Origin of the sequence: Mycobacterium sp. RTGN6 (assembly GCF_033804605.1) — a bacterium.
Lineage (GTDB): Bacteria > Actinomycetota > Actinomycetes > Mycobacteriales > Mycobacteriaceae > Mycobacterium.
Genome location: NZ_JAPZKZ010000002.1, coordinates 284,815 through 307,113 on the forward strand (window position 1 = coordinate 284,815; position 22,299 = coordinate 307,113).

Here is a 22,299-nt window from a genome sequence, read left to right on the forward strand (position 1 = left end):
AACCTGGGCAGGCGCCCGCATCCCTAGTTTCCGCTTTCGCCAACGAGGGCGGGCAGGAGGGTCAGCCGCCGTGCGCGGCCAGCTCGGTCGTCGGCGTCGACGTCGGCGTCAGCGTCGGCGCCAGGCTGGCGCTCATCACCAGTTGGTAGAGCGGTGTGCCCCAGGCGTGGGCACCGCTCGCCGCGGGCGCGTACGAGGTGTGGATCGCGAGGGCGGCGGGCGACATTGCGTCGGTGTCGGCGTCGGGGTTGGAGTCGCAGACCGGGTCGCCCACGTCGCAGACGCTGACGGTGCGCGCGCCGATCTCCGGCGGCAGCGTCGAGGTGGGAGCCGATGCCAGGAACGAGTGCTCCTGCGCGACGCCCTTGCCGACGCTGGGCACGATGGCGGTCGAACCGAGGTTGATGGTGGTGTCGGCGGGCAGTCGGTCGCCGTCGGCGATCAGCAGCGCCGCGGCCACGTGCGGGTCGTCGGCGAGGTCCTCGAGGTTGCGGTGGATCACCATGGCGCCCTGCGAGTAGCCGGCGAGCACCACCTTGGTGGTGGGGCACCGCTCGGTGAATGCCTCGAACTGCTCGGCCGTCGCGTCGGTACCGTCCTCGACGCTGTCCATGAAGCCCATCCAGCCGCCAAGGCCACCCTCCAAGGGGACCGGCGCCGCGGGATATTGCACGGCTTCGGCGGTGATCGTGTGGCCGCTTGCGGCCAGCTCGTCGCGCAGTTGCAGGTACGACTGGAAGACCACACCACCCATGCCGCCGTTGGCGTTCAGGCCTGCGCCGTCGCGCTGACCCGATCCGGCGGCGCCGATCCAATGAAAGTCGGCGCAGCCGGGCGTGGCCGCGGCGGTGCCGGTGGCCAGTCCGCCCAGCGCCATGCCAGCTACCAGAACGGCTAATCCAAGACGACGTATCACGACGATTTCCCTCCAACCCAGCGGCAAAGCCTGTTCGGTAGCAGTGCCGCGTCCTGAGGTTTGTCGTTGTCAGGACGGTTCTGCGTTACAGGTGTGACTCAACCGACGGTGTTTGACCAGGTGGGCGGCCTACTTCCAGGCGAACACCGGTTGCTCGAGCTCGTCGACCGCATCGTGGCGGCCTTCGAGACACAGCCACCGTAATTGCAGCAACACGGCACCCGTCGGCGCGTGGATGAGGTCGTTTCCCAACGGCATCTGCACGACAGGACGCGGGCTCTCCGGAATGGCGATGAACCGTGGCGAATCGTCGCGTTGCAGTTGGTGCAGTCCCACCCGATAGGCCGCCACGACCTCGTCGGCCGCGGGGCGGAGCTCGAGCCGTCCACCGCCCCAGATCACGATCGGGGTGATGACGTATCCGGACCGCGTCGGGTAGTCGTCGAGTAGTCCCAAGACGGTCGAGTCGGGCAGCCCGACGCCGAGTTCTTCGTCGAGTTCCCGAAGCGCGGCGTCGATCGCGGTCTCGCCCGGGTCCAGCCGACCGCCGGGCAGTGCCCACTGCGCGGCATGCGCCCGCAGCCGCGACGCTCTGCGGCACAGCAGGAAGGCCGCACCGCCGGAGACGTCGACCATGCGGCCGTCCAGACCGGCCTCCATCGGCCGCCCGTCGATCCAATCGTCCACCGGCGCCGGATCGATCCTGTCCTCACCGAGTTCGGAGTCGACGAGCACGATGGCGACGGCCGCGTGCCGCTTGGCCGGGTCGTTCACGACGCGGCGGTCGTGAGCCGCCAGATGCGTCCGGAACCGTTCGCGCAATGCCTCGTCGTACGTGATCGTCACCGCTCGACCATAGGCACCGTCGTAGTGGGCAGCATCACGCAAGTGTCGTCAGCGTGAAACACCAGGGATCATCGGGAGGAAGAGAGCGAGGGTCCGTGTCGACGCAAGAGCACGAAGAGGCATTGAACGCCGAGCGGGGCCATGTGGCCGGGCTCTACACGCGACTCGACGCCGAGCGCGCACGTGCGAAGGGTCGGTACGCCGCGGCGTTGCGCGGTGACGGCGGAGAGCTCGTCGATCGGGACGTCGAGGTGCGGGCAGTCGCCAACCAGATGAAGCGGCTCGACGTCGCGGACGACGGATTGTGCTTCGGCCGGCTGGATGCCGTCTCGGGCGAGGCGTCGTACATCGGCCGGATCGGCCTGCTCGACGAGGACGACGGGTACGAGACGCTGCTGCTCGATTGGCGGGCGCCCGCTGCGCGTCCGTTCTACGTTGCCACCGCCGCCAATCCGGAGAACATGCGTCGGCGCCGCCAGTTCCACACCCTCGGGCGTCAGGTGAAGGACTTCACCGACGAGGTCCTCGGTCGTCCCACCGGCGAAGACGAAGGGGACGCCGCACTACTTGCGGCCGTGAACGCGCCCCGCGGTGACGGAATGCGCGACATCGTCGCGACGATCCAGGCGGAACAGGATCAGATCATCCGGCTCGACCATCCGGGGGTGCTGGTGATCGAGGGCGGCCCGGGCACCGGCAAGACCGTGGTGGCGCTGCACCGCGTGGCCTACCTGCTCTACACGCAACGCGAGCAGATGGAACGCCATGGCGTGCTCGTGGTCGGGCCGAACTCGACGTTCCTGAACCACATCGGTCGCGTGTTGCCGTCGCTCGGTGAATCCGACGTGGTGTTCATGACCATTGGCGACCTCGTGCCAGACCTGACCGTCGCCGCCGCGGACACCTCGGAGGCCGCTCGGCTCAAGGGGTCGCTGAAGATCCTCGACGTGCTAGCCGCAGCGGTCGCCGACAGGCAGCGACTGCCGGTCGAACCGCTCCCCATCGAATTGGGTGACGTCACGGTGCGGATCGACGCCGAGACCGCGGAGTGGGCCAGAAAGGAGGCCCGCGAGAGCGGCCTGCCGCACAACGAAGCCCGTGCGGTGTTCCGCGAGATCGTCACGTACGTGATCACGGAGCGGGCGATCGCCCGCATCGGACGAGGCTGGCTGACCCGGGACGACAAGGCGGCATGGGCGGAACTGCGCGCCAGCCTGATCGAGGAGGTCGACGACCACGGCCAGTTCGCCGCCGCGCTCGACGAACTCTGGCCGGTGCTCACCCCGGACGCACTGTTGGCGGCGTTGTACGAGTCGCACGAACGACTGGACGCCGCGGGTGCCGACCAGGCTCTGTGGCGCTCCGTCGGCGACGCCTGGACGGTGTCGGACGTGCCGCTGCTCGACGAACTGGTGGACCTGCTCGGCCGCGACAAGGCCACCGACCACGCCGCCGAGAAGCAGCGGGAGGCCGAGGCCAGATACGCCGCCGGGGTGCTGGACGTCATGATCGACCGCGAGGATCTGATGGACGACGAGGACCACCTGCTCGCCCAGGACCTGATCGACGCCGAGGATCTGGCCGAGCGCTTCTCCGAGCGCGACAACCGCGAACTCGTCGAGCGGGCCGCCGCGGACCGGGATTGGACCTACCGGCACGTCGTGATCGACGAGGCTCAGGAACTTTCCGAAATGGACTGGCGGGTGCTGATGCGGCGCTGCCCTCGCCGGTCCTTCACGGTGGTCGGCGACCTCGTCCAGCGCCGGTCCGCGGCCGGCGCGACGTCGTGGGACGCGATGCTGGAGCCGTACGTGCCGGGCCGCTGGGTGTACCGCTCGCTGTCGGTGAACTACCGCACGCCGGCGGAGATCATGACCGTCGCCGCTGCGCTGCTCGCCGATTTCGCACCAGGAGTGAAACCACCGGAGTCGGTTCGTGCCTGCGGCGTCCAACCGTGGTCCCGCCAGCTCGCCGAACCTGAATTGAGCTCGGCCATAGCCGAATTCGTGCAGGACGAAGCCGCGCGCGAAGGCACCTGCGTGGTGATTGGACCACCCGGAGTGCCGGGCGCGGTGGCACCGTCGGAGACCAAGGGCCTCGAGTTCGACGCCGTCCTGGTGGTGGAGCCGGAACGGATTCTCGCCGACGGCCCGCGCGGTGCGGCCGACCTGTACGTCGCGCTGACCCGCGCCACCCAACGGCTCGGGGTCTTGCACCATGGCGAGTTGCCGCAAGCCCTGGCCGGACTCACCGACATAGCGGCGCGCCTCCTTCGCTGAGCAAAGTTTCGACGTTGCGCAGCAGGTGCTTTCGCATGGACGGGCGCCCCGACGGCCGCCGGGTGGCAGCGCGCGCTCGCCCCCGTCATGTGTCAGCATGGGTGGGTGAGGCTACGCCCCATTGTCGGCTTGATCGCCGCCGCCGCAGCTGCGGCCTGGGCGATACCAAGTGCACCAACGCCGTTCGCGTACGCAGCGCCGTGTCCCGATGCCGAGGTGGTATTCGCGCGCGGGACCACGGAAGCCCCAGGTGTCGGCCCGACAGGACAAGCCCTAGTCGACGCGTTGCGCGGTCAGATCGGCGCCAAGTCCCTCGGTGTGTACGCGGTGGACTACCCCGCCACCACTGAGTTCCGCACCGCCGTCGACGGTATCGCCGATGCACGCACGCACATCCTCGCCACGGCGGTGAACTGTCCTACCACCAAGATGGTCCTCGGCGGATTCTCCCAAGGCGCGGCGGTCATGGGCTTCGTGACCGCCAATACCGTGCCCGACGGAGTTGCTCCATCCGACGTCCCCGCGCCCATGCCGGCCGATGTGGCCGACCACGTCTCAGCGGTCGTCCTATTCGGGAAGCCGTCGACACGCTTCATGCACGCAATCAACGACCCACCGATCGCCATCGGTCCGCAGTACGTCGGCAGGGCGATCGACCTGTGCGTGGACAACGACCTGGTTTGCGATCCTCACGGCACGAGCTTTTCGGCCCACAACGAGTACACGGAGACGGGAATGGTCGACCAGGGAGTGGCCTTCGCCGCGAGCCAGCTCCAGGCCAGCTGGGCCGCGGACGCACGGGCGCAACCCTCGGCCACGGCGCTGCCGTCACAGCAGCCGACGGGACCCCTGCTCGCCGCGCCCTCCGGTCCCACCGCACCCTCTGCGGTCGACCCCGGCGAGTGGGGGGCCCATCTGCCGCCGGCGGGACCCGTCATCCCGCCTGGACCCACCGGCCTGCCACTACCACCGACAAACGCACCGGCGGCGTGACGTCGATCGATTCGCGTGACGAACGACCACTGACAAGGACGCCCTCGGACGCGTGAGGCAGGCTGGTCCTCACGATGTCCACCACTGCCCCGCCCCTGCTCGACGATCCGAGCGACTTGTCCGCACTGCGCGCGGGCGCCGACCCCGACGAGCTGTACAGCTCCTTCGCAGCCTGGGCCGAGGCGAGCGGCACGGTGCTGTACCCGGCGCAGGAGGAGGCGCTGATCGAACTGGTCAGCGGCGCGAACGTCGTGCTGGCCACGCCGACCGGCTCCGGCAAGTCGTTGGTGGCCACCGGCGCGTTGTACGCGGCGCTGGCGGCAGGCCGGCGCAGCTACTACACGGCACCCATCAAGGCGCTGGTCAGCGAGAAGTTCTTCGCGCTGTGCGACGTGTTCGGCGCGGCCAACGTCGGCATGCTCACCGGCGACGCAGCCGTCAACGCCGGCGCGCCGATCATCACATGCACCGCGGAGGTACTGGCCAACATCGCGCTGCGCGAAGGCGCAGAGGCTGACATCGGCCTGGTCGTCATGGACGAGTTCCACTTCTACGGCGATCCCGACCGCGGCTGGGCCTGGCAGGTGCCACTGTTGGAGTTGCCGAAGGCCCAGTTCCTTTTGATGTCGGCCACGCTTGGCGACGTGGCGTTCCTACGCGGCGACCTGACCCGCCGCACAGGCCGCCCCACCGCGCTGGTCGCCAACGCCGAGCGTCCGGTTCCGCTGTACTTCTCGTACGCGACGACGCCGATGCACGAGACGATCGGCGATCTGCTCGAGACGAAGCAGGCCCCGGCGTACGTCGTCCACTTCACACAGGCCTCGGCACTGGAGCGCGCGCAGGCGCTGATGAGCGTGAACGTGAGCACCAAGGAGGAGAAGGCGGCGATCGCCGAACTGATTGGCGGGTTCCGCTTTTCGACGGCGTTTGGTTCGACGCTGTCGCGGCTGGTCCGGCATGGGATCGGTGTTCACCACGCTGGCATGCTGCCCAAGTACCGGCGGCTGGTGGAACAGCTGGCCCAGGCCGGCCTGCTCAAGGTCATCTGCGGCACCGACACCCTGGGCGTCGGCATCAACGTCCCGATCCGAACCGTCGTCTTCTCGGCACTGTCGAAGTACGACGGCGTGCGCACCCGGCTGCTCAACGCCCGCGAGTTCCATCAGATCGCCGGGCGGGCCGGGCGGGCCGGCTATGACACCGCGGGCACCGTCGTCGTGCAGGCACCCGAACACGAGGTGGAGAACCTCAAGCAATTCGCCAAGGTCGCCGACGACCCCAAGAAGCGCCGAAAGCTGGTGCGGCGCAAGGTACCCGAGGGCATGGTGCCGTGGAGCGAGTCGACGATGACTCGGTTGGTCGAGGCGACTCCCGAGCCCCTGACAAGCAACATGCGGGTGTCGACGGCGATGATCCTCGACGTCGTCGACCGCCCCGGTGACCCGTTCGCCGCGATGCGTCGGCTGCTCACAGACAACCACGAACCGCGCAAGCGGCAGCTCCGGCACATCCTCGAGGCCGTCGGCATCGCGCGCTCGCTGCTGCAGGCCGGCGTGCTGGAACACCTCGACGAGCCCGGGGCCGACGGGCGCCGGTATCGACTCACCGTCGACCTGCCGCCCGACTTCGCCCTCAACCAGCCGCTGTCGACGTTCGCGCTCGCCGCCGTCGACGTGCTCGACCCGGAGTCGGAAACCTTTGCGCTGGACGTCGTTTCGGTCATCGAGGCGACGCTGGAGGATCCGCGGCAGATCCTGGCGGCGCAGCTGAAGAAGGCCAGGGGCGAGGCCATCGCCGCGATGAAGGCCGACGGCATCGAGTACGACGAGCGGATGGAACTGCTCGACGAGGTCACCTATCCGCGGCCGCTCGACGAATTGCTCGACCACGCCTTCGAGGTGTACCTGCGGAGCAACCCGTGGGCCGCGGACGGGCAGCTGTCGCCGAAGTCCGTCGTCCGCGAGATGTGGGAGCGGGCGTTCACGTTCCGAGAGTTCGTCAGCGTCTACGGGCTGACGCGCTCCGAGGGCGCGGTGCTGCGCTACCTCTCCGATACGTTCAAGGCGCTGCGGTCCGGAGTGCCTGCCGGTGCGCGGACCGAGGACGTCACTGACATCGTCGAGTGGCTCGGTGAGCTTGTCCGCCAAGTGGATTCGAGTCTGCTCGACGAGTGGGAGCAACTCACCAGCCCCGACCAGCCGTTCGACGCGCCCGTGGCGGTACCGGCTCGCCCGCGCCCGCTGACCGGGAACGAGCGCGCGTTCACCGCGATGGTGCGCAACGCGCTGTTCCGGCGGGTGGAGTTGTTCGCACGACGACGTTGGTACGACCTCGGCGAGTTGGACGCCGACTCCGGGTGGACGGCCGAGCGCTGGGAGGACGTCGTCCGCGCGTACTTCTCTGAGCACGACGACGTCGGGACGGGCGCGGACGCCCGCGGCCCGGCACGGCTGATCATCGACCGACAGCCCGGCATATGGCGGGTGCGGCAGATCCTGGATGACCCTGCTGGCGATCATGATTGGGGCTTTGACGTCGAGGTGGATCTGGAGGCCTCCGACGAGGAGGGCGCGGCGGTCATCCGGGTGGTCGACGCGGGCCGCCTGGACTAAGCATCTAACATCGGCTGATGACTGGCCGGCCGTTGATCCGCCCAGCGACGGTCGCCGATGTCGCCGACATTGAGGACGTCGTGAAAGCCGCGTATGCGCCGTACGTTTCGCGTATCGGCCGAAAGCCCGCACCGATGACGGTCGACTACCGAACCGTCGTCGCGGCCACCGACCAGGCCTGGGTCCTCATTGACGGTGCCGAGCTGGTGGGGCTCATCGTCGTGATCGTCCAATCCGATCATCTGTTGATCGAGAACGTGGCCATCAGTCCGGCGGCGCAGGGGTGCGGCTACGGCCAACTCCTACTGGGCTACGCGGAGCAACTGGCCCAGGAACGCTGCCTCCCTCAGACACGGCTCTACACCAACGCTGCGATGACCGAGAACCTCGCGTTCTATCCGCGCATGGGCTACGTCGAGGTGGCTCGCCGATCGCAGGATGGATTCGAACGGGTCTTCTTCGTGAAGGACGTCGGACCCAAACCTCGGTGATCCACGGTTATCGAGAAGGAGCAGGCACCGCCCAGGCGCTGCCCTGCTCGCGGTCGAGCACCGTCTCCCCCTTGTTCTTCAGCCCGAAGATGTAGACCAGCAGGCTCACGGCGATCACCACCGTGACGTAGAAGATGAACAAGGTGATGTGGTCGGGCTTGGACGCCTGGTAAAGCAGCGGCGCCGTACCCCCGAACACGGAGTTCGCTAGCGCGTAGCCCAAACCCACACCGAGAGCGCGGATTTCGGCAGGGAACAGCTCGGCCTTCACGATCGCGTTGACCGACGTATAGCCGGTGATGATGATGTACCCGACGGCCAGCAGTGCGAACGCCATCACCGCTGACGTCGTCTTCGGCAGGAACGTGAGAAGGACATAGGTGTAGATGACGCCACCGACACCGAAGAAGATCAGCAACGGCTTGCGCCCGATCCGGTCGCTGATCATGCCGCCAACCGGCTGCAGCAACATCAGGAAGATCAGGCCAAGCAGGTTGACCCACGTTGCGGTCAGCGCACGGTCAGTCCCGAAGGTGGACTTGACAATTGCCGGCGCATTGACGCTGTAGGTGTAGAACGCGATCGTGCCGCCCGCCGTGATGAGGAAGACGAGCAGCAGGGGCCGCCAGTGCGTGGTGAACAACGTCTTCAAGGACCCCGCGTCCCGGTCCTTGCCCTCGCGGATGGCCTCCAAGTGCGATTCACTGAGCGACTCGTCCATCGAGCGGCGAATCCACAACACCACGAGGGCGGCGATACCACCGATGAAGAAGCCGATCCGCCATCCCCAGGCCTTGAGGTCGTCATCGTCCAGGAAGTAGTGCGCGATGAGGAGCGTGAACTGCGCGAGAACGTGACCGCCGATGAGGGTGACGTATTGGAACGAAGACAAGAATCCGCGCCGATTCGCGGTGGCCGCTTCGGACATGTACGTCGCTGACGTCCCGTACTCACCACCGGTGGCGAACCCTTGCACGAGCCGGGCGAGGACCAGGATCACTGCCGCCCACCAGCCGATGATCTCGCGGGTGGGCATGACCGCCACGAGGAAGGAGCAGGCGGACATGACGGTGATGCTGAGCATCAGGGAGGCCTTGCGCCCGCGACGGTCGGCGAACCTGCCGAAGAACCACGATCCCACCGGTCGCATCACGAAGGTGACCGCGAAGATCGCGTAGATGTACACCGTTGAGTTGGTGTCGTTCTTGTCGAAGAACTGCGCCTCGAAGTACGAGGCGAAGACGGTGTAGACGTAGACGTCGTACCACTCGACCAGGTTTCCCGCCGAGCCCCGCATGGTGTTGAGCACCGCCCGCCGGGTGCTCGTCGGAGCGCGTGTCGGACCGGTCGGGCTGGATGGCGTCGCCTCATCGCTCATTGGGCGACGGTATCGAATCGAGCAGCCGCTAGAGGAGTTTCGGACTCATGACGAGCGATCACTAGCTCACCAACACGGGCGCGCGGCCGCGGTACCGCGGAGGTAAACTTCGGCGATCAGAATGCCGACTGGTGTGAGCCGAAAGGGGTGCCGATCGATGGTCGACGCGGCGACGGATCGTCCCTTCCTCGACCCGGCGGCCTACGAGCCCGAGCTGGCTGATCCGCTCGCGCTGCGCGCTCACCGCAACCGCCAACTTGCCCTGGCATACCGGGTGCTCGGTGCAATGGGCTGGGGCTCGCTCGGCGACGGTCACATCTCCGCCCGCGACCCGGAACGGCCGGACTGTTTCTGGCTGGGACGTTACGGCGTGCCCTTCCGGTACATGACCACCGACGACCTCGTACTGGTCCGTCCGGACGGCACCGTGGAGGGCGGCGGCCACATCAACATCGCGGCGTATTACATCCACGCCCCCGTGCACGAGGCACGACCCGACATCGTCGCAGCGGCACACTGCCACACACCGTATGGAACCCCGTTCTCGGCGACCGTCACCAGGCTCGAGCCGATCTCACAGGAGTCGTGCGCGTTCTTCGATGACCACGAGATCTTCGACGACGAGGAAGTCAACATCGGATCGACCGACGGCGGCAAACGCATCGCGGCGGCCATGGGAGGTGCCCGCGCGGCGATCCTGCGCAACCATGGGTTGCTGACGGTCGGCGCTACCATCGATTCGGCAGTCGGCTACTTCCTGTTGATGGAGCGCTGTGCCGAGGTTCAGGTGAAAGCGCCTGGTGCACAACCGATCAGCGCTGAGATGGCGCGGCGCGTCCACGACGAGTTCGACGACGTCGCCGCCTGGCAGATCTTTCAATGGGCACAGCGCACCCATGTGCCCGACCCAAGCGTTGTTGGGGATTAGCGGCTCAGCTGTTTGCGCTCAGCGTGCATACCGGCTTTCCTGGGTGGATGCCTGATATGAACCGTCGCCACGCGATGTCCATGGTCGGCATCGCCGCCCTGGCAGCCGCGATGCCCCTCCCCGCCGCCAACACAGCGCCGCCACCAGGCCGTTACCTCTTCGAGGACAACTTCGACGGACCCGCCGGCTCTGCCCCGGATTACTCCAAATGGGAGCCGGCGCTAGCGCGCGAGTCGATGGAGGACCCGACCTTCTGGGAGCTACCCGAGAACGTCGGCCAGTACCGCGACGATCGGCGAAACCTCTTCGTCGACGGCAAGTCCAATCTCGTGATCCGTGCCGCCAAGGACGGCAACACCTACTTCAGCGGCAAGCTCTTCGGCAAGTACCGCGGCCCCATCGGCACCACCTGGGAAGCCCGGATCAAACTGAACTGCCTCACTCCCGGTTGTTGGCCCGCCTGGTATCTGGCCAACAACAATCCCGTCAACGGCGGCGAAGTCGACCTCATGGAGTGGTACGGCAATGGCCACTGGGCCGCGGGCACCACTGTCCACGCACTGTTGAACGGCGGAGAGCACGTGAGCCAAGGCATCACGGTGGACAGCGGCTGGCACACCTGGCGCGTCCAATGGGATAACGCGGGCATGCGCTTCTGGAAGGACTACACCGACGGCGCGCAGCCGTACTTCAACGTTGCGGCGAACTCGCTGCCGGACTGGCACTTCAACGAACCCGGTTACACGTTGTTTCCGATCTTGAACCTTGCGGTGGCCGGTTCCGGCGGCGGCGACCCCAGCGGGGGCACCTACCCCGCGGACATGCTCGTCGACTGGGTGCGCGTCTGGTAGTGACGCAGGCACCGGCCGCATCGTGATCGATGGTGAAACCTAGGGTTGAGGCATTGCTGAGTAGTCGCGTTCGGCAATCGGCAAGTTCTCGCAGACCTTGCGGTAGTCGGCTTCGGATGAGATCGAGCGCTTCCATTCCTCGTCACTCATGTTGGTGGTGAGCTTGGCGCACAGGGCATCTACGCTGGGCACCGTCGGCCAGAAACGCAACGTCATGTCGTCACTGACCGACGCCAGCTCCCTGCCCTCCGGGCTGAAGGCCAGGCTCCGAACGGGTCCTTTGTGGCCGGCAATGGGAAACCCGACGCTTGTCCCGTCGTCGGCACGCCACAGCCTAATGGTTCCCTCGCGGCCGGCCGAGGCGAGCAGGCTGCCGTCCGGGCTGTAGGCGACCTTCCATACGACGCCTTGATGGCCCCTGAGTTCGTGGATCTGCTTCTCCGATGCGATGTCCCAGATTCTGACCGTCGAGTCGACGCTGGCCGAGGCGAGCCGAGTGCCGTCGTCGTTGAATGCGACGTCCCGGACTATGTCGCGGTGTCCGGCAAGCGTTGAGATCCGCCGAGGCCGCTCGACGGCCCATATCTCGATCACGCCATTCTCCCTGCCGAAGGCCAGCAGCTTGCCGTCCCTGCTGAAGTCGACGCACTCCACCGGACTCCATTGTCGAGGGCCCGTGTCCAGGTCTTGCGACTCCCGCTTCACGGGATCCCACATCAAGACCTTGCCGTCGTCGCCGCCAGACGCGATGCGGCCGTCGACGCTCACCGCGACGTCGCGAACGATCTTCTTGTCGGTGTGACGACCCAGCACCAACCCCTGAGGTGTGCGCGTGTCGACCTGCCACAGTTGCACCGTGCCGTCGAAGCTCCCGGTGATGACTTGGTCGCCGCTGGGGCTGAAGGCAGCGGAACTCACTACGTCGCTGGATATCTGCACGGGTTGATCCGTGGCCGGGTGGTGCGGTGGCCGGCCGTCCCAGATCCGTAGCGTCCCGTCGTCGCCCGTCGTCGCGATCCGGCTGCCGTCGGCACTGTATGCGACGCTGACGACGTACCTCTGGCCAGCGACCATCGGCAGCGCGGTGTTGGGATTCCAGATCCGCACCGTGCGGTCGGTGCTGCCCGAAACGATCAGTCCGTTGGGCGCGTAGGCAACTCCAGTGATCGTCCCCCGGTGGCCCACCAGCGGATCGCGGATCAGCCTCCTCTTGTCCACGTCCCACACCCGCAGGCTCTGATCGCCGCCGCCCGAGACCATGCGCCTACCGTCTTGGCTGAACGCGACCGCCGATACGACATCCGCATGTCCTGGCTTGAGGGGCTCAACGTTGAATGCACCGGTTTCCGTGTTCCACAGCCGCAGAATGCCATTGGCGCTGCCGGCCGCGACGAGGCGCGGATCGACGGGGCTGGCCGCCACGGCGCCAACGGGTTCGCCGTGGATGCCTTGACCCATCACCTTCGGTGTCACCTCGGCACCCTCGGCCGGGTTCCACACCCTGATCCTGCCGCCCCGTCCGCCGGTGATCACCCGTCCCGCAGTGTCGAAGGTGACGGTGGTGACGCCGTCGCGCTCAACATGGAGCTCGGGCGGCGCCGGACGGTGATCTGCCACGTCCCAAAGCTGGACCGTTGCGGTCGACCCGGCGCTTGCCAACAGTCGGCCGTCACGACGGAACGCCAGCGACTTGACCGGTCCGTCGGCTTGCATCACGGAACCCTGCGGGGCTCCCGTCATCGCGTCCCACAGTCGGACGGTCTTGTCCTTCCCGCCCGTAGCGATGGTCTTCCCGTCGGGGCTGTAGGCAATGCTGAGCACCTCACCTTCGTGACCCGACAGCGACCCGATCTCGGTGCCGTCCGCCGCGTTCCAGATCCGCGCGATGGAATCCGCTCCCGCTGAGGCGATCCGCGTGCCGTCATCGTTGACGGCGACACCGTTCACCACGTCCGGCGTCTCGATGATCTTCACGGTGGTCTGTCGGTCGGCGAGCGCATTCAGCAGCACGCCGTCGTCGTGTTCGTCCTTCCCGAACTTCATCGAGAGCAGCAACTTTTGGATGGCGTCGACGTCATCGCCGGTGCTGTCGAACGCCATCTCCGCCCTGGCCTCGGACAACAAGCGCCTACTCAACGCGTTGTCGCGTTCGCGTTGGGCTGCGATGGATTGTGCAATGGCAAGTGCGGCAACGACTGCCACGACGAGCGCAACCGCGGCGGTGACCATCAACCTGCGTTGCGACAGTCGCTTCTCGGCTTCCGTCTCTTGGAATCCGTCGAGTTCGTTCAGCGTCCGCGCGAGATCCGTCACTTGTTCGCGATATGTGTCGTCGCGCATCGAGAACACGCGTTGCCCACGTGTCCATCGCATGTCGATGAATCGTGGGAACTCGTCGAACGTGCCGTAGAGCGGGCGAGGTACTGCGGTCGTCGTCGCGGCGTCGAAGTCGCGAGCCTTCTTGTCCCAGGTGATCTCTCCCGCAGTCAGGACGAGCTGAATCTTCTTGCGGTCGTCGCCCTTGCGTTCCAGGAAGTGGGTGATCTCGTCGCAGACCCATTCCGAAGCGGCGGCCTCGGGACAGGCGAAGACCACCAGCCATCGCGAATTGTCGATAGCACCGGCGAGTTTCCTCCAGAGCGCGGGTCCGGTCAGATTGGGACGGTCCAGGAAGATGCAGAGCCGTCGCCGCATGATGCCGAGCATTGGGGTGCCGCGATGCAGCAGCTCAGTCTGAAGCGCCTTGGTCAGGTCGCCGTCGTTCATGTCCTTGTACGAGAAGAAACCGGCGTAGTCCCGCTCGCGTCGGCGAAGCGCCTGGCGCTTGGTCCACAACCAGCGGCGTACGTCCATCCAGCCCCCCCAGGCTCAGTCGCGCGAGACGCCCGCCGGCCAGATGACCCGAACCGGGCGCCCGCATGCACGTGCGAACTCGACGACGTCGCCTGTGCCTCCCTTGCCCTTCGCGGGCAGCCCATCCCAAACGGCGGCGAGCACGTCGCAGCGTTCGACGATCTCCTGCCCCGCCGCCAGATACGCGTCCTCGGATGGTTCCGGAAATCCGAGTGTCAGGACGGACTCGGCGGTATCGAGCAGCGTGCGGTAGGACGGCAGTTGCTCAGGGGCGAACGAGCTTTCGTAGTCGCGACAGGGCACCACCGCTTCGAGGCCGAAGCCGTGGGCAACCGCGAGGGTCGCCAGCAGCTGGTCGGCACCCGCAGCGAGGCAACTGATCACGGTACCCGTCGCCTCGGCGTCGAGTATCGATCGGAAGACCGACTCGATGGTCGGGACGGCACTCGCAGGCAGGGCCTGGTGACCGGTGATCCCGATCCGGGTCGTCACAGCTGACGCTTCTTCGCGAGCTCCCAATAGTGGGCGCCCAGATGCGTGAGTTTGCACGCCTTGCGCTCCATCGCGGCGAAATACATGTGGTCCGCACCCACCGGAACGATCAGCTTCGCGGCGGCGCATTTCTGCATCCGACTGAAGATCGTCCGATTCCGTTGGTAGAGCTCGATCGCGTCGGCCTCAATCGGAAGCGGGGTGGTCTTCTCGTAACTTGGGTCGAGTGCGTGAGGCTGTGATGGATCTGGAAACCATTCGGGGAGATCCCTGAGGATCAGGGGGTCGACTGACGGAGCGCACTTGCGGATTGCCTGGAGCTGCTCGACGTTCGCCAAGAACGTGGGACGTTGATCCCAGGCGCCGAATGACTCCGACACGTACGAGTAGAGCCCTGCGACGGACACCTCACCGAGCACGTCGGCGGCTCCGCCCAACAGCCCGCTTTCCAACAACACTGAGAACTGTCCGCGGCCCTCCGTCTCCATCGCGGATTGGCCAGCCCTACTCGCAGTCAAGATGGATAGCCCGTTCTTTACGAGGGCGAGATCATTCGAGATTGCTGGGATTCTTGCGGCCCCACCGGAGAAACAACAGTCCAGCAGGATGATGATCTCGTCGACCGGAGACTGCTTGATCATGTCCAGGATCGCCGAGAACGAAACTCCCGGGCTCACCGGTGTCCCGTCAGAGGTCACCAGATTGAGCGCATCCGCCTTTGGCACGCCGTGCCCCGCGAAGAAGAGCACAGCCATGTCGGCTTCTTCTCGAAAGAGTTGCTCGAGCGCGAGCGTGAACTCGTCCCTGGTGACACTTGGTTGCCCATCCGACGTGCCGAGGCTTCGACAATCGAAGTTCGTTTCGCGGTTCTGCTCGTGCTCCTGCAGTAGCGGAAGGATCGCCTCGGCGTCGCGGACGCACCCTGCCAGCGTCGGAAATTCGTGGCTGTCGTATTCGTCGATTCCCACAACAAGGGCGCGCTTCATGCGCTGAAAGATACAGCGATCGGACGGCGTCCAATGCTGAATTCGCAACGTACAGCACAAGCCTTGACCTGCAACAATGGGCGCTACAGAGCCGATGCCCAGAAGCCGCTGCGAGCCAACCACTTTGAGCCTGGCAACGCAGCCTTCGGCCTATTGCCGCTCACAGCAGGGCGAACTACGCTTCCGAACCTCGGGCTACGCGGGCGCTCGTGGGGCCTACCCTCGCAAACGGCGGAAGGTACGCCGATCACGACCCAGACGCCCGCGGGACCTGCTCCCGGCAATCTGCCCGGCAACCACCCGAAGAACTAAGCGCCGCATCAGTTCTCGGTGGCCTCGATCCCGTCGAGGGTCGGGGCACCCCACGTCCAGCGGCGTGGGATCAGTAGAGCGGGAGGAAACTTCCATTGATCCAGACTCCCCAGCGATACCCCAGCTGCTGCCAGACCACCGGCGTATCGGGTGACCAGCGGGGCTGCGGAGGCTTCGCCGGTGCGCCTGGCGGCGGCGGATCGCCAACCGGGTACCCGGGCGGTTCGGCGTTCGCGATTCCGGCACCCATCACCCCAGCAGTGAGTCCGCCTGCGACTGCGACGGCGGCGAGGAAGGTCTTGATCAGCGTCATGGGCGTGCCACTCCAATTCCCGGAATCAATCCGATAAGACCATCTAACCATCAAAGCCGAGCGGTAAACATCTCGTCGGTGCCCCGCAGTTGCGGACGACCTCGTCGCCTTGAACCGTGTGACCAGTCTGCAAAAAGTGTGCGAGCGGGGTCGGCTGGTGGCTCCTACCCCCGAGAGCGGTCCACCGGGCTGCGGCAACGGGAAGCGGCACATCATGAAGACCACGCGGTACGACGTTCGAAAATGGCAACCAACGGGCAGCACGGCCCGACGCATGCTCATCCTTCTGACGTTGGCCCTGGGCCTGCTGCTAGCGCCGCTTACTGGTCCGGTAGCTCAGGCCGCGCCGCCGGAGGTGCTGGCCAGCGAGAACCCGGTGGTCATCGGCTGGGCCGACACCACGAAGACCATCGATCTGACGTGGTCGTTGACGCCCCTGTCGCTGGCGACCTTGACCGTCACGGAGGGCGGGACGCCCACGCCGGTGGTCGAGCAGCTTGTGGGTTCACCTCCGGGGACGGGCGTTGTGCCGTTGACGGTCACCGAAGGCAAGACCTACACCGCCCAGCTCATCGCGGCAGTGACCAATCAGCCGCTCGGTGCGCCGCTGGTGATCACCACCAAACGGCCGCCGCCGCCCAAGTTCGACTTCGGCTGTGCGGTGCAGTGCATTACGACGGCGGACGTGGTGCCGCACGGCGGCTGGGCGCAGTTCACGATCGAGACCAGTGAGACCGCGATCATCACGCTCGAGGCGAGCACCACGAAGCCGAACACCGACGGTAAGTGGAGCAATCCGTCCGACGTGGCGTCGTCCACCGCGACGATTCTGCCAACCAAGAAGTGGACGCCGCAGCTGGCGAACCCGGACGCGAACACGACCTTTCACTACGTCGTGCGGGCCCATGACACGAACGGCAAGGAGCAGTTCAAGACCGGTAGCTTCAAGACGCTGACGCGCCGCGTGGTCGTGACCTTCGCCGAGATCCAGATGATCGACGACAGCGACGGCTTTGGCGCCGGCGACTGCGACTGCTTCTTCTATTTCAACGCCGGCGACGAGACACCGAAGGAATGGGGTCACATCTCAGACCAGCACAGCATCGAAAGCGGCACGTCGGTGCACCCGAACGTGTCCGTCACCGTCAACGACGCCCCAGCCGAAATCTTCATCCGTGCAAAGGGATACGACGACGACACCGACTTCGGTGAGTTCTGCTCCGCCGGCACCGGCTTCCCCGACTTCACCGGGTCCGCGAATTGGAAGTCCAGTGGCAACTTCGAAGAGTGCCTGGAGTGGGCCGGGGATCAGATCCTGGTGACCGTCGCGCGCCGAGGATCGGACCTCGAGCCCGGCGACGTCGAGGAGTTCACCGAGCCGTTCACGATCTCCGTGAACGGGGAACTGGTGTACAAGGTCCACGGGAGTTATCGGGTCACCTACGTGTGATGGCCAGCGCCCGCCTGATCGTCGCCGACGGAGGAATAGTCTCGTCTCGACAAGGGTTCAGCTCACCGTGTCGACCCTTAGGAGTGGCGTATGAAGATCGGGATATCCACGTTCGTCACCGACGACGGCATCGACCCAGTCTCGCTGGCGCGCGCGATCGAGGAGCGGGGCTTCGACTCGCTGTCGATCGCCGAGCACACCCACATTCCGGCGAGCCGGGAATCCGCCTACCCGATGGGCGGAGAACTGCCCGACATCTACTACCGGACGCTCGACCCCTTCGTCACGCTTGCCGCGGCGGCAGCGGTGACCTCGAAGATCGCACTGGTCACCGGAATCGCGCTGCTCATCCAGCGGGATCCGATCATCACCGCGAAGGAGGCCGCCAGCATCGATGTGATCTCCGGCGGCCGCTTCTCGTTCGGCGTCGGCGCGGGATGGAACATCGAGGAGTTGCGCAACCACGGCACCGACCCGAAGACGCGTGGCGCGCTGCTCGACGAGCGCATCGAGGCCATCAAGGCGCTGTGGACCGACGAGCCCGCCGAATACCACGGCAAGTACGTGGACTTCGATTCGTCGTACCTTCGCCCCAAGCCGGTACAGAAGCCGCATCCGCCGATCTACATCGGCGGCGCCTCCAACGCGACGATCAAGCGCGTCATTCGCCACGACGCGGGCTGGATCTCCAACCCCCTTCCCGTCGAGGTGCTGGCGAAGTTCGTCGGTCAGATCCGCGAGGGCGCCGGCCACGACGTCCCCCTGACACAGTTCGGCACACCTGCGGATCCCGACTACTGGCGCGCCGTCGAAGACCTGGGATGGGACCAGGTCGCGCTGCTGCTGCCGACCAAGCCGCTGGACGAATCGCTGCGGCTACTCGACGAGTACGCCGCGCTGGTAGCTCAGTACCGCGGCTAGCGCAGCCCGCAACGAAACTCGGACGCCTTCGGGCCGCGCCTTCGCGGATCGCGTCGTTGAGCGCTTCCTTGAACGACGTCCCCCGTTCGGCCATCCGCCTCTTGATGACCGCGAGCGTGTCGTCGTCGGGGGTTACCGTCGTGTGCACTCTGAACGCATACCCGCTCGACACGGCATCGTCGTTTCGCGTGACACTGCCGTCTACACGGCAAAGGCTGAATAATGACGCCATTCGATGGAAGGGGATGTAAGTGAAGATCAACCGATGGGGCGTCGCCGGAGGAGCAGTAGTGGCGATCGTCGCCGCGGGGCTGGCGTTGTCGGCGTGTACGACGGCACGGGTGAATGCGGGTCAGACCGCGATCATCGTCGACGACTACATGCTGATCCCCACCGACCCGGCAATCATCGAATGCGTCCAAGAGGAAACGTCGAATACCTATGGCAGCGTTGACGTGTACCGCTATCCCGCGCGGCAGATCTCCTGGGATGCCAACGAAGATCCCGGCGCGGAACGCGGTCCCTACGTCGTGGTGTCCAACGCGAAGGCACCTGCGGAACTGTTGGTGCCAGTCTCGGTGACGTTCGACCTCACCACAGACTGCGAGAAGCTCAAGTCGTTTCACCGCGAGTTCGGAACCAAGTATCAGGGCTGGCTCGACGACGATGGCCTACCGAGCGAAGGCTGGAAGCAGCTGCTGAATTACGTTGTCGGACAACCGTTGGAGCAGACCCTGATCCGGCTGTCGCAGAAGTACACCTGGCAACAGATCTGGAATGACGAGGCGATCCGGGCCGAGTTCCAGAACGCGCTGCAGCAGGAACTGCCGAACGCGAGCAAGAACCGCACCAACGGCGAGGACTACTTCAGCAACTTCCAGGTGACGGTGTTGAAGCCGGAGCCGAGCGACGAAGGACTCAAGGAGGCGATCATCGCCGAGCAGAAGGCCATCGCTGATGCCCGGGCGACCGAGGCAAAGGGTGTCGCCGACGCCAATGCCAAGAAGGCGGCCACCGAAGCCGAGATCTTGGCGGCCCAAGCGCAGACCGAACTGGCTCGCCAGCGCGCACTACAACAATCCGCCGAAATCGCGGGTTTCCCATCCGTGGATGACTACCTGAGGGCGAAGGCAATCGAGGCTGGGCAGAACCCCTACCAGCCGACGTACGTCGTGCCGCAGGCTGGGTGAACCGTTGCGGCTCAACCATTTTCGGCAGCCGCCCTGGTTCGCTCCCTCATTGAGGCGATCACTCCGCCGTCGTTGAGGATGTCGGTGCCGGTGAGGTATCCAGCTTTGTCGCTGGCGCAGAAGGCGAACATCTCCGCCATCTCTTCCGGCTTGCCCCACCGCGGGACCGCGAAGTCGGCGACCATTGCACCAGCCCCGGCCTGCTCCTCGAGCCTGCCCATCTCAGTGTCGATGGATCCTGGGGAGACCGAGACGATGCGCAGCCCCCGACCGTTGAACCGCTCGGCCTGCGACGTGCTGTACCACCGGACGAAGCTCTTGCTGATGGAGTACGAGATGCCGGATCGCGCCTCCTCGGGAGCGATGTCGCATGCCGAGAGCATCGCCTTCGTGAACGCGTCTTCGTCGGTTAGGGCGAGCGGGAACTGCCCCGTGGGAATCAGCTCCTCTGGCAGCATGTGGGCCGCCATCGATGCGACGTTGACGATCGCGGAGCCCGAGCCTGCGGTGCCGTAGAAGACCTCGTTGACGTTGAGCGTGCCGATCGCGTTGGTCCTCATGACGTAGTCGGCGTCGCCCATGCTGGGGCTCACCCCGGCGGTGTGGATCACCGAGGCGACCGTCCCGAGGCCGGATGCGGTCTCGAACAGCCGCGCGACCGCCTGCCTGTCGGTGACGTCGCAGTTGACGACCGTCGGCGTGATGTCGAGCTCCTTCAGCGCGGCGGCCGCGGCATCGAGCCGGTCCTGCCTGACGTCGCACAGCACGACCGTGTGGTCTCGGCCGACGATCTTGGCCGTGGCCAGACCCATGCCACCCGCGCCACCCGTGATTACCGATACTCGACTCATCTTTGGACCGTATACGGAGCGCGCCGCCGTTACAGGTTGGGGGTTGGGTGTCACCCCGGAACCCTGTCGCGGCTCCCGAGCTCACGGGTTACTTTGCGAACTGCGGGATGCGCTGCAGCCACGACATCATGTCGGTCTGGGCGTCCCGAACCTCTTCGCCGCGCACTGCGAGGCCTTCACCGATCGTCGCTTCGGGGCACAGACGCGTGTAGTCGTCGACGGTGTTCCCCATGCCGCTGACGGCGTACGTGACGAATGGGTGAATTGTCTTGCCGCGCAGGTCAACACCGTCGATGAAGGTGCGCATGATCATGGGTGGACGTACGTTCCAGATCGGGCTGCCGAGCAACACGGCGCCGTACGACTCGACTGCCGGTAGCGCGCCGGTGATCGCCGGGCGGGCCTCGGCGTCTTGTTCGTTCTTGTTGCGCTCGACCGTGGCCTGGTAGCTCTGGGGGTATGGGTCGGCGGCCTGAATTCGGTAGACGTCGACCGTGACGGTGGAGGCGATCATGTCGGCGAGCACCTCAGTGTTGCCTACCGCGAGGTCGATTCTGCCCCCGTAGTGGTAGTTCTCGCCCGGTCGGGAGAAGTAGGCCAGCAACACCTTCGACGAGCTCGTGGGGCGTGGCGTTGGCGGTTCACTGCAGCCAGCGAGTAGCGCCCCGGCACCCAGCGTCAGGGATCCCTTCATCAAGGTGCGGCGATTCATCGTGTATTGCGTGCTCAGGCTTCGGGGATCTCGATGCCGAACTTCTCGCGGGTGATGTCCTCCGGCTCCGGGCCGCCACGGATGCCGGTGTCGAGTGCGTCGATGGCCGCGAGCTGGGCAGCGGACAGTTCGAAGTCGAACACGTCGAAGTTCTCCGCGATCCGCGACGGCGTGACTGACTTCGGGATCACCTGGCGGCCCTGCTGCAGATGCCAGCGCAACATCACCTGCGCGGGCGTCTTGCCGTGGGCGGCTGCGATCCCGCCGATGACGGGGTCGTTCAGCGTGGAGCCGTGGGAGCCGTCGCGGTAGAAGGTGATGCCGCCGATCGGCGACCAGGCCTGGTTGAGGATGCCGTGCTTGGTGTCGGCGGCGAGCGCCTCGGATTGCCGGAAGTAGGGGTGGACCTCGATCTGATTCACGGCGGGCACCACCTCGGTCTCGGCGAGCAGCCCGTCGAGGTGAGCAGGCATGAAGTTGGAGACGCCGATCGCGCGCACCTTGCCGTCGGCGTACAACTTCTCGAGCGCTTTGTACGCCTCGATGGTCAGCGCGAACTCGCCGGGCAGCGCCTGGTGCAGGATCAGCAGGTCGAGTTGCTCGACGCCGAGCTTGCCGGCCGACTTGTCGAAGGCGTGCAGCGTGGCGTCGTAGCCGTAGTCGGTGATCCAGATCTTGGTTTCGATGAAGACGTCGTCGCGGGGCAGTCCGGAGCGTTTGATCGCCTCGCCCACCTCCCGCTCGTTGCCGTAGGCAGCAGCGGTGTCGATGTGGCGGTAGCCGATCTGCAACGCGGACTCGACCGCAGCGATGGTCTCGTCCGGCGGGGTTTGATAGACCCCGAGGCCGAGGACGGGCATGGACACGTCGTTGTTGAGAGTGAAGGGAACGCTCATCTTCTCGACGCTAGGCGCCGGTACGA

General features: G+C 66.0%; 19 protein-coding genes. 9 read left to right on the forward strand and 10 right to left on the reverse strand.

The annotated features are described in order from the left end of the window. Nucleotides 1-61: 61 nt before the first annotated feature. Both SLQ33_RS05665 and SLQ33_RS05670 read right to left on the reverse strand, forming a co-directional pair. Nucleotides 62-877, reverse strand: coding sequence for a cutinase family protein (locus SLQ33_RS05665; RefSeq protein WP_319452822.1), 816 nt, complete (start codon nucleotides 875-877; stop codon nucleotides 62-64). Between the two features lie 168 nt (nucleotides 878-1,045). Further along, nucleotides 1,046-1,762 carry a CoA pyrophosphatase gene (locus SLQ33_RS05670; protein ID WP_319452823.1) on the reverse strand — a complete coding sequence of 239 codons (717 nt, stop codon included), beginning with the start codon at nucleotides 1,760-1,762 and terminating at the stop codon, nucleotides 1,046-1,048. Between the two features lie 95 nt (nucleotides 1,763-1,857). On the opposite strand from SLQ33_RS05670, the gene helR reads away from it, so the two are divergent. The 4 genes from helR (at nucleotide 1,858) to SLQ33_RS05690 (ending at nucleotide 8,140) form a co-directional block, all read left to right on the forward strand. After that, nucleotides 1,858-4,041: an RNA polymerase recycling motor ATPase HelR gene (gene helR, locus SLQ33_RS05675; RefSeq protein ID WP_319452824.1), complete on the forward strand. Its 2,184-nt coding sequence runs from the start codon at nucleotides 1,858-1,860 to the stop codon at nucleotides 4,039-4,041. Nucleotides 4,042-4,146: 105 nt separating this feature from the next. Then, on the forward strand, nucleotides 4,147-5,034 hold the full coding sequence (locus tag SLQ33_RS05680) for a cutinase family protein (RefSeq protein WP_319452825.1): 888 nt from the start codon (nucleotides 4,147-4,149) through the stop codon (nucleotides 5,032-5,034). Between the two features lie 74 nt (nucleotides 5,035-5,108). Then, the gene (locus tag SLQ33_RS05685; protein WP_319452826.1) at nucleotides 5,109-7,649 is read left to right on the forward strand and encodes a DEAD/DEAH box helicase; all 2,541 of its coding nucleotides are present in this window, start codon (nucleotides 5,109-5,111) and stop codon (nucleotides 7,647-7,649) included. A 17-nt stretch (nucleotides 7,650-7,666) separates the two neighbouring features. After that, the gene (locus tag SLQ33_RS05690) at nucleotides 7,667-8,140 is read left to right on the forward strand and encodes a GNAT family N-acetyltransferase (protein WP_319452827.1); all 474 of its coding nucleotides are present in this window, start codon (nucleotides 7,667-7,669) and stop codon (nucleotides 8,138-8,140) included. Nucleotides 8,141-8,147: 7 nt separating this feature from the next. Here SLQ33_RS05690 and SLQ33_RS05695 read toward each other — a convergent pair whose 3' ends face one another. Next, nucleotides 8,148-9,518: an MFS transporter gene (locus SLQ33_RS05695; RefSeq protein WP_319452828.1), complete on the reverse strand. Its 1,371-nt coding sequence runs from the start codon at nucleotides 9,516-9,518 to the stop codon at nucleotides 8,148-8,150. A 157-nt stretch (nucleotides 9,519-9,675) separates the two neighbouring features. Here SLQ33_RS05695 and SLQ33_RS05700 point away from each other — a divergent pair, with 157 nt between their 5' ends. Continuing rightward, entirely contained in the window at nucleotides 9,676-10,446 is a 771-nt protein-coding gene (locus SLQ33_RS05700; protein ID WP_319452829.1) for a class II aldolase/adducin family protein, read from the forward strand. 47 nt (nucleotides 10,447-10,493) lie between these two features. Continuing rightward, nucleotides 10,494-11,297, forward strand: coding sequence for a glycoside hydrolase family 16 protein (locus SLQ33_RS05705; RefSeq protein WP_319452830.1), 804 nt, complete (start codon nucleotides 10,494-10,496; stop codon nucleotides 11,295-11,297). A gap of 39 nt (nucleotides 11,298-11,336) precedes the next feature. On the opposite strand, the gene SLQ33_RS05710 is transcribed toward SLQ33_RS05705, so the two are convergent. The 4 genes from SLQ33_RS05710 to SLQ33_RS05725 all read right to left on the reverse strand — a co-directional run bounded on the left by SLQ33_RS05710 (nucleotide 11,337) and on the right by SLQ33_RS05725 (nucleotide 16,253). Continuing rightward, nucleotides 11,337-14,150, reverse strand: coding sequence for a hypothetical protein (locus SLQ33_RS05710; RefSeq protein ID WP_319452831.1), 2,814 nt, complete (start codon nucleotides 14,148-14,150; stop codon nucleotides 11,337-11,339). Between the two features lie 15 nt (nucleotides 14,151-14,165). Further along, on the reverse strand, nucleotides 14,166-14,642 hold the full coding sequence (locus tag SLQ33_RS05715) for a hypothetical protein (protein ID WP_319452832.1): 477 nt from the start codon (nucleotides 14,640-14,642) through the stop codon (nucleotides 14,166-14,168). Next, entirely contained in the window at nucleotides 14,639-15,628 is a 990-nt protein-coding gene (locus tag SLQ33_RS05720; RefSeq protein WP_319452833.1) for a caspase family protein, read from the reverse strand. Before SLQ33_RS05720 ends, SLQ33_RS05715 begins: the two co-directional genes overlap by 4 nt. Before the next feature lie 382 nt (nucleotides 15,629-16,010). After that, nucleotides 16,011-16,253, reverse strand: coding sequence for a hypothetical protein (locus SLQ33_RS05725; RefSeq protein WP_319452834.1), 243 nt, complete (start codon nucleotides 16,251-16,253; stop codon nucleotides 16,011-16,013). 214 nt (nucleotides 16,254-16,467) lie between these two features. Between SLQ33_RS05725 and SLQ33_RS05730 the strand changes: the two genes are divergently transcribed. The 3 genes from SLQ33_RS05730 to SLQ33_RS05745 all read left to right on the forward strand — a co-directional run bounded on the left by SLQ33_RS05730 (nucleotide 16,468) and on the right by SLQ33_RS05745 (nucleotide 19,814). Then, nucleotides 16,468-17,703: a hypothetical protein gene (locus SLQ33_RS05730; RefSeq protein ID WP_319452835.1), complete on the forward strand. Its 1,236-nt coding sequence runs from the start codon at nucleotides 16,468-16,470 to the stop codon at nucleotides 17,701-17,703. 90 nt (nucleotides 17,704-17,793) lie between these two features. Beyond that, nucleotides 17,794-18,624, forward strand: coding sequence for an LLM class F420-dependent oxidoreductase (locus tag SLQ33_RS05735; protein WP_319452836.1), 831 nt, complete (start codon nucleotides 17,794-17,796; stop codon nucleotides 18,622-18,624). Between the two features lie 251 nt (nucleotides 18,625-18,875). After that, nucleotides 18,876-19,814 carry a membrane protease subunit, stomatin/prohibitin gene (locus tag SLQ33_RS05745; protein ID WP_319452837.1) on the forward strand — a complete coding sequence of 313 codons (939 nt, stop codon included), beginning with the start codon at nucleotides 18,876-18,878 and terminating at the stop codon, nucleotides 19,812-19,814. A gap of 11 nt (nucleotides 19,815-19,825) precedes the next feature. On the opposite strand, the gene SLQ33_RS05750 is transcribed toward SLQ33_RS05745, so the two are convergent. The 3 genes from SLQ33_RS05750 to SLQ33_RS05760 form a co-directional block, all read right to left on the reverse strand. Next, nucleotides 19,826-20,665 (reverse strand): SDR family oxidoreductase, encoded by an 840-nt coding sequence (locus SLQ33_RS05750; protein WP_319452838.1) that lies wholly within the window; start codon nucleotides 20,663-20,665, stop codon nucleotides 19,826-19,828. Nucleotides 20,666-20,753: 88 nt separating this feature from the next. Then, on the reverse strand, nucleotides 20,754-21,377 hold the full coding sequence (locus tag SLQ33_RS05755; protein ID WP_319452839.1) for a flavodoxin: 624 nt from the start codon (nucleotides 21,375-21,377) through the stop codon (nucleotides 20,754-20,756). Nucleotides 21,378-21,391: 14 nt separating this feature from the next. After that, nucleotides 21,392-22,273 (reverse strand): aldo/keto reductase, encoded by an 882-nt coding sequence (locus tag SLQ33_RS05760; RefSeq protein ID WP_319452840.1) that lies wholly within the window; start codon nucleotides 22,271-22,273, stop codon nucleotides 21,392-21,394. Nucleotides 22,274-22,299: the final 26 nt, after the last annotated feature.

Excerpts from the sequence above, each read along its gene's own strand:
- SLQ33_RS05665 (WP_319452822.1), bottom strand. The coding sequence starts at position 877 with ATGGCGCTGGGCGGACTGGCCACCGGCACCGCCGCGGCCACGCCCGGC.
- SLQ33_RS05685 (WP_319452826.1), top strand. The coding sequence starts at position 5,109 with ATGTCCACCACTGCCCCGCCCCTGCTCGACGATCCGAGCGACTTGTCC.
- SLQ33_RS05690 (WP_319452827.1), top strand. The coding sequence starts at position 7,667 with ATGACTGGCCGGCCGTTGATCCGCCCAGCGACGGTCGCCGATGTCGCC.
- SLQ33_RS05695 (WP_319452828.1), bottom strand. The coding sequence starts at position 9,518 with ATGAGCGATGAGGCGACGCCATCCAGCCCGACCGGTCCGACACGCGCT.
- SLQ33_RS05700 (WP_319452829.1), top strand. The coding sequence starts at position 9,676 with ATGGTCGACGCGGCGACGGATCGTCCCTTCCTCGACCCGGCGGCCTAC.
- SLQ33_RS05705 (WP_319452830.1), top strand. The coding sequence starts at position 10,494 with ATGCCTGATATGAACCGTCGCCACGCGATGTCCATGGTCGGCATCGCC.
- SLQ33_RS05710 (WP_319452831.1), bottom strand. The coding sequence starts at position 14,150 with ATGGACGTACGCCGCTGGTTGTGGACCAAGCGCCAGGCGCTTCGCCGA.
- SLQ33_RS05720 (WP_319452833.1), bottom strand. The coding sequence starts at position 15,628 with ATGAAGCGCGCCCTTGTTGTGGGAATCGACGAATACGACAGCCACGAA.
- SLQ33_RS05725 (WP_319452834.1), bottom strand. The coding sequence starts at position 16,253 with ATGACGCTGATCAAGACCTTCCTCGCCGCCGTCGCAGTCGCAGGCGGA.
- SLQ33_RS05730 (WP_319452835.1), top strand. The coding sequence starts at position 16,468 with ATGAAGACCACGCGGTACGACGTTCGAAAATGGCAACCAACGGGCAGC.
- SLQ33_RS05735 (WP_319452836.1), top strand. The coding sequence starts at position 17,794 with ATGAAGATCGGGATATCCACGTTCGTCACCGACGACGGCATCGACCCA.
- SLQ33_RS05750 (WP_319452838.1), bottom strand. The coding sequence starts at position 20,665 with ATGAGTCGAGTATCGGTAATCACGGGTGGCGCGGGTGGCATGGGTCTG.
- SLQ33_RS05755 (WP_319452839.1), bottom strand. The coding sequence starts at position 21,377 with ATGAATCGCCGCACCTTGATGAAGGGATCCCTGACGCTGGGTGCCGGG.
- SLQ33_RS05760 (WP_319452840.1), bottom strand. The coding sequence starts at position 22,273 with ATGAGCGTTCCCTTCACTCTCAACAACGACGTGTCCATGCCCGTCCTC.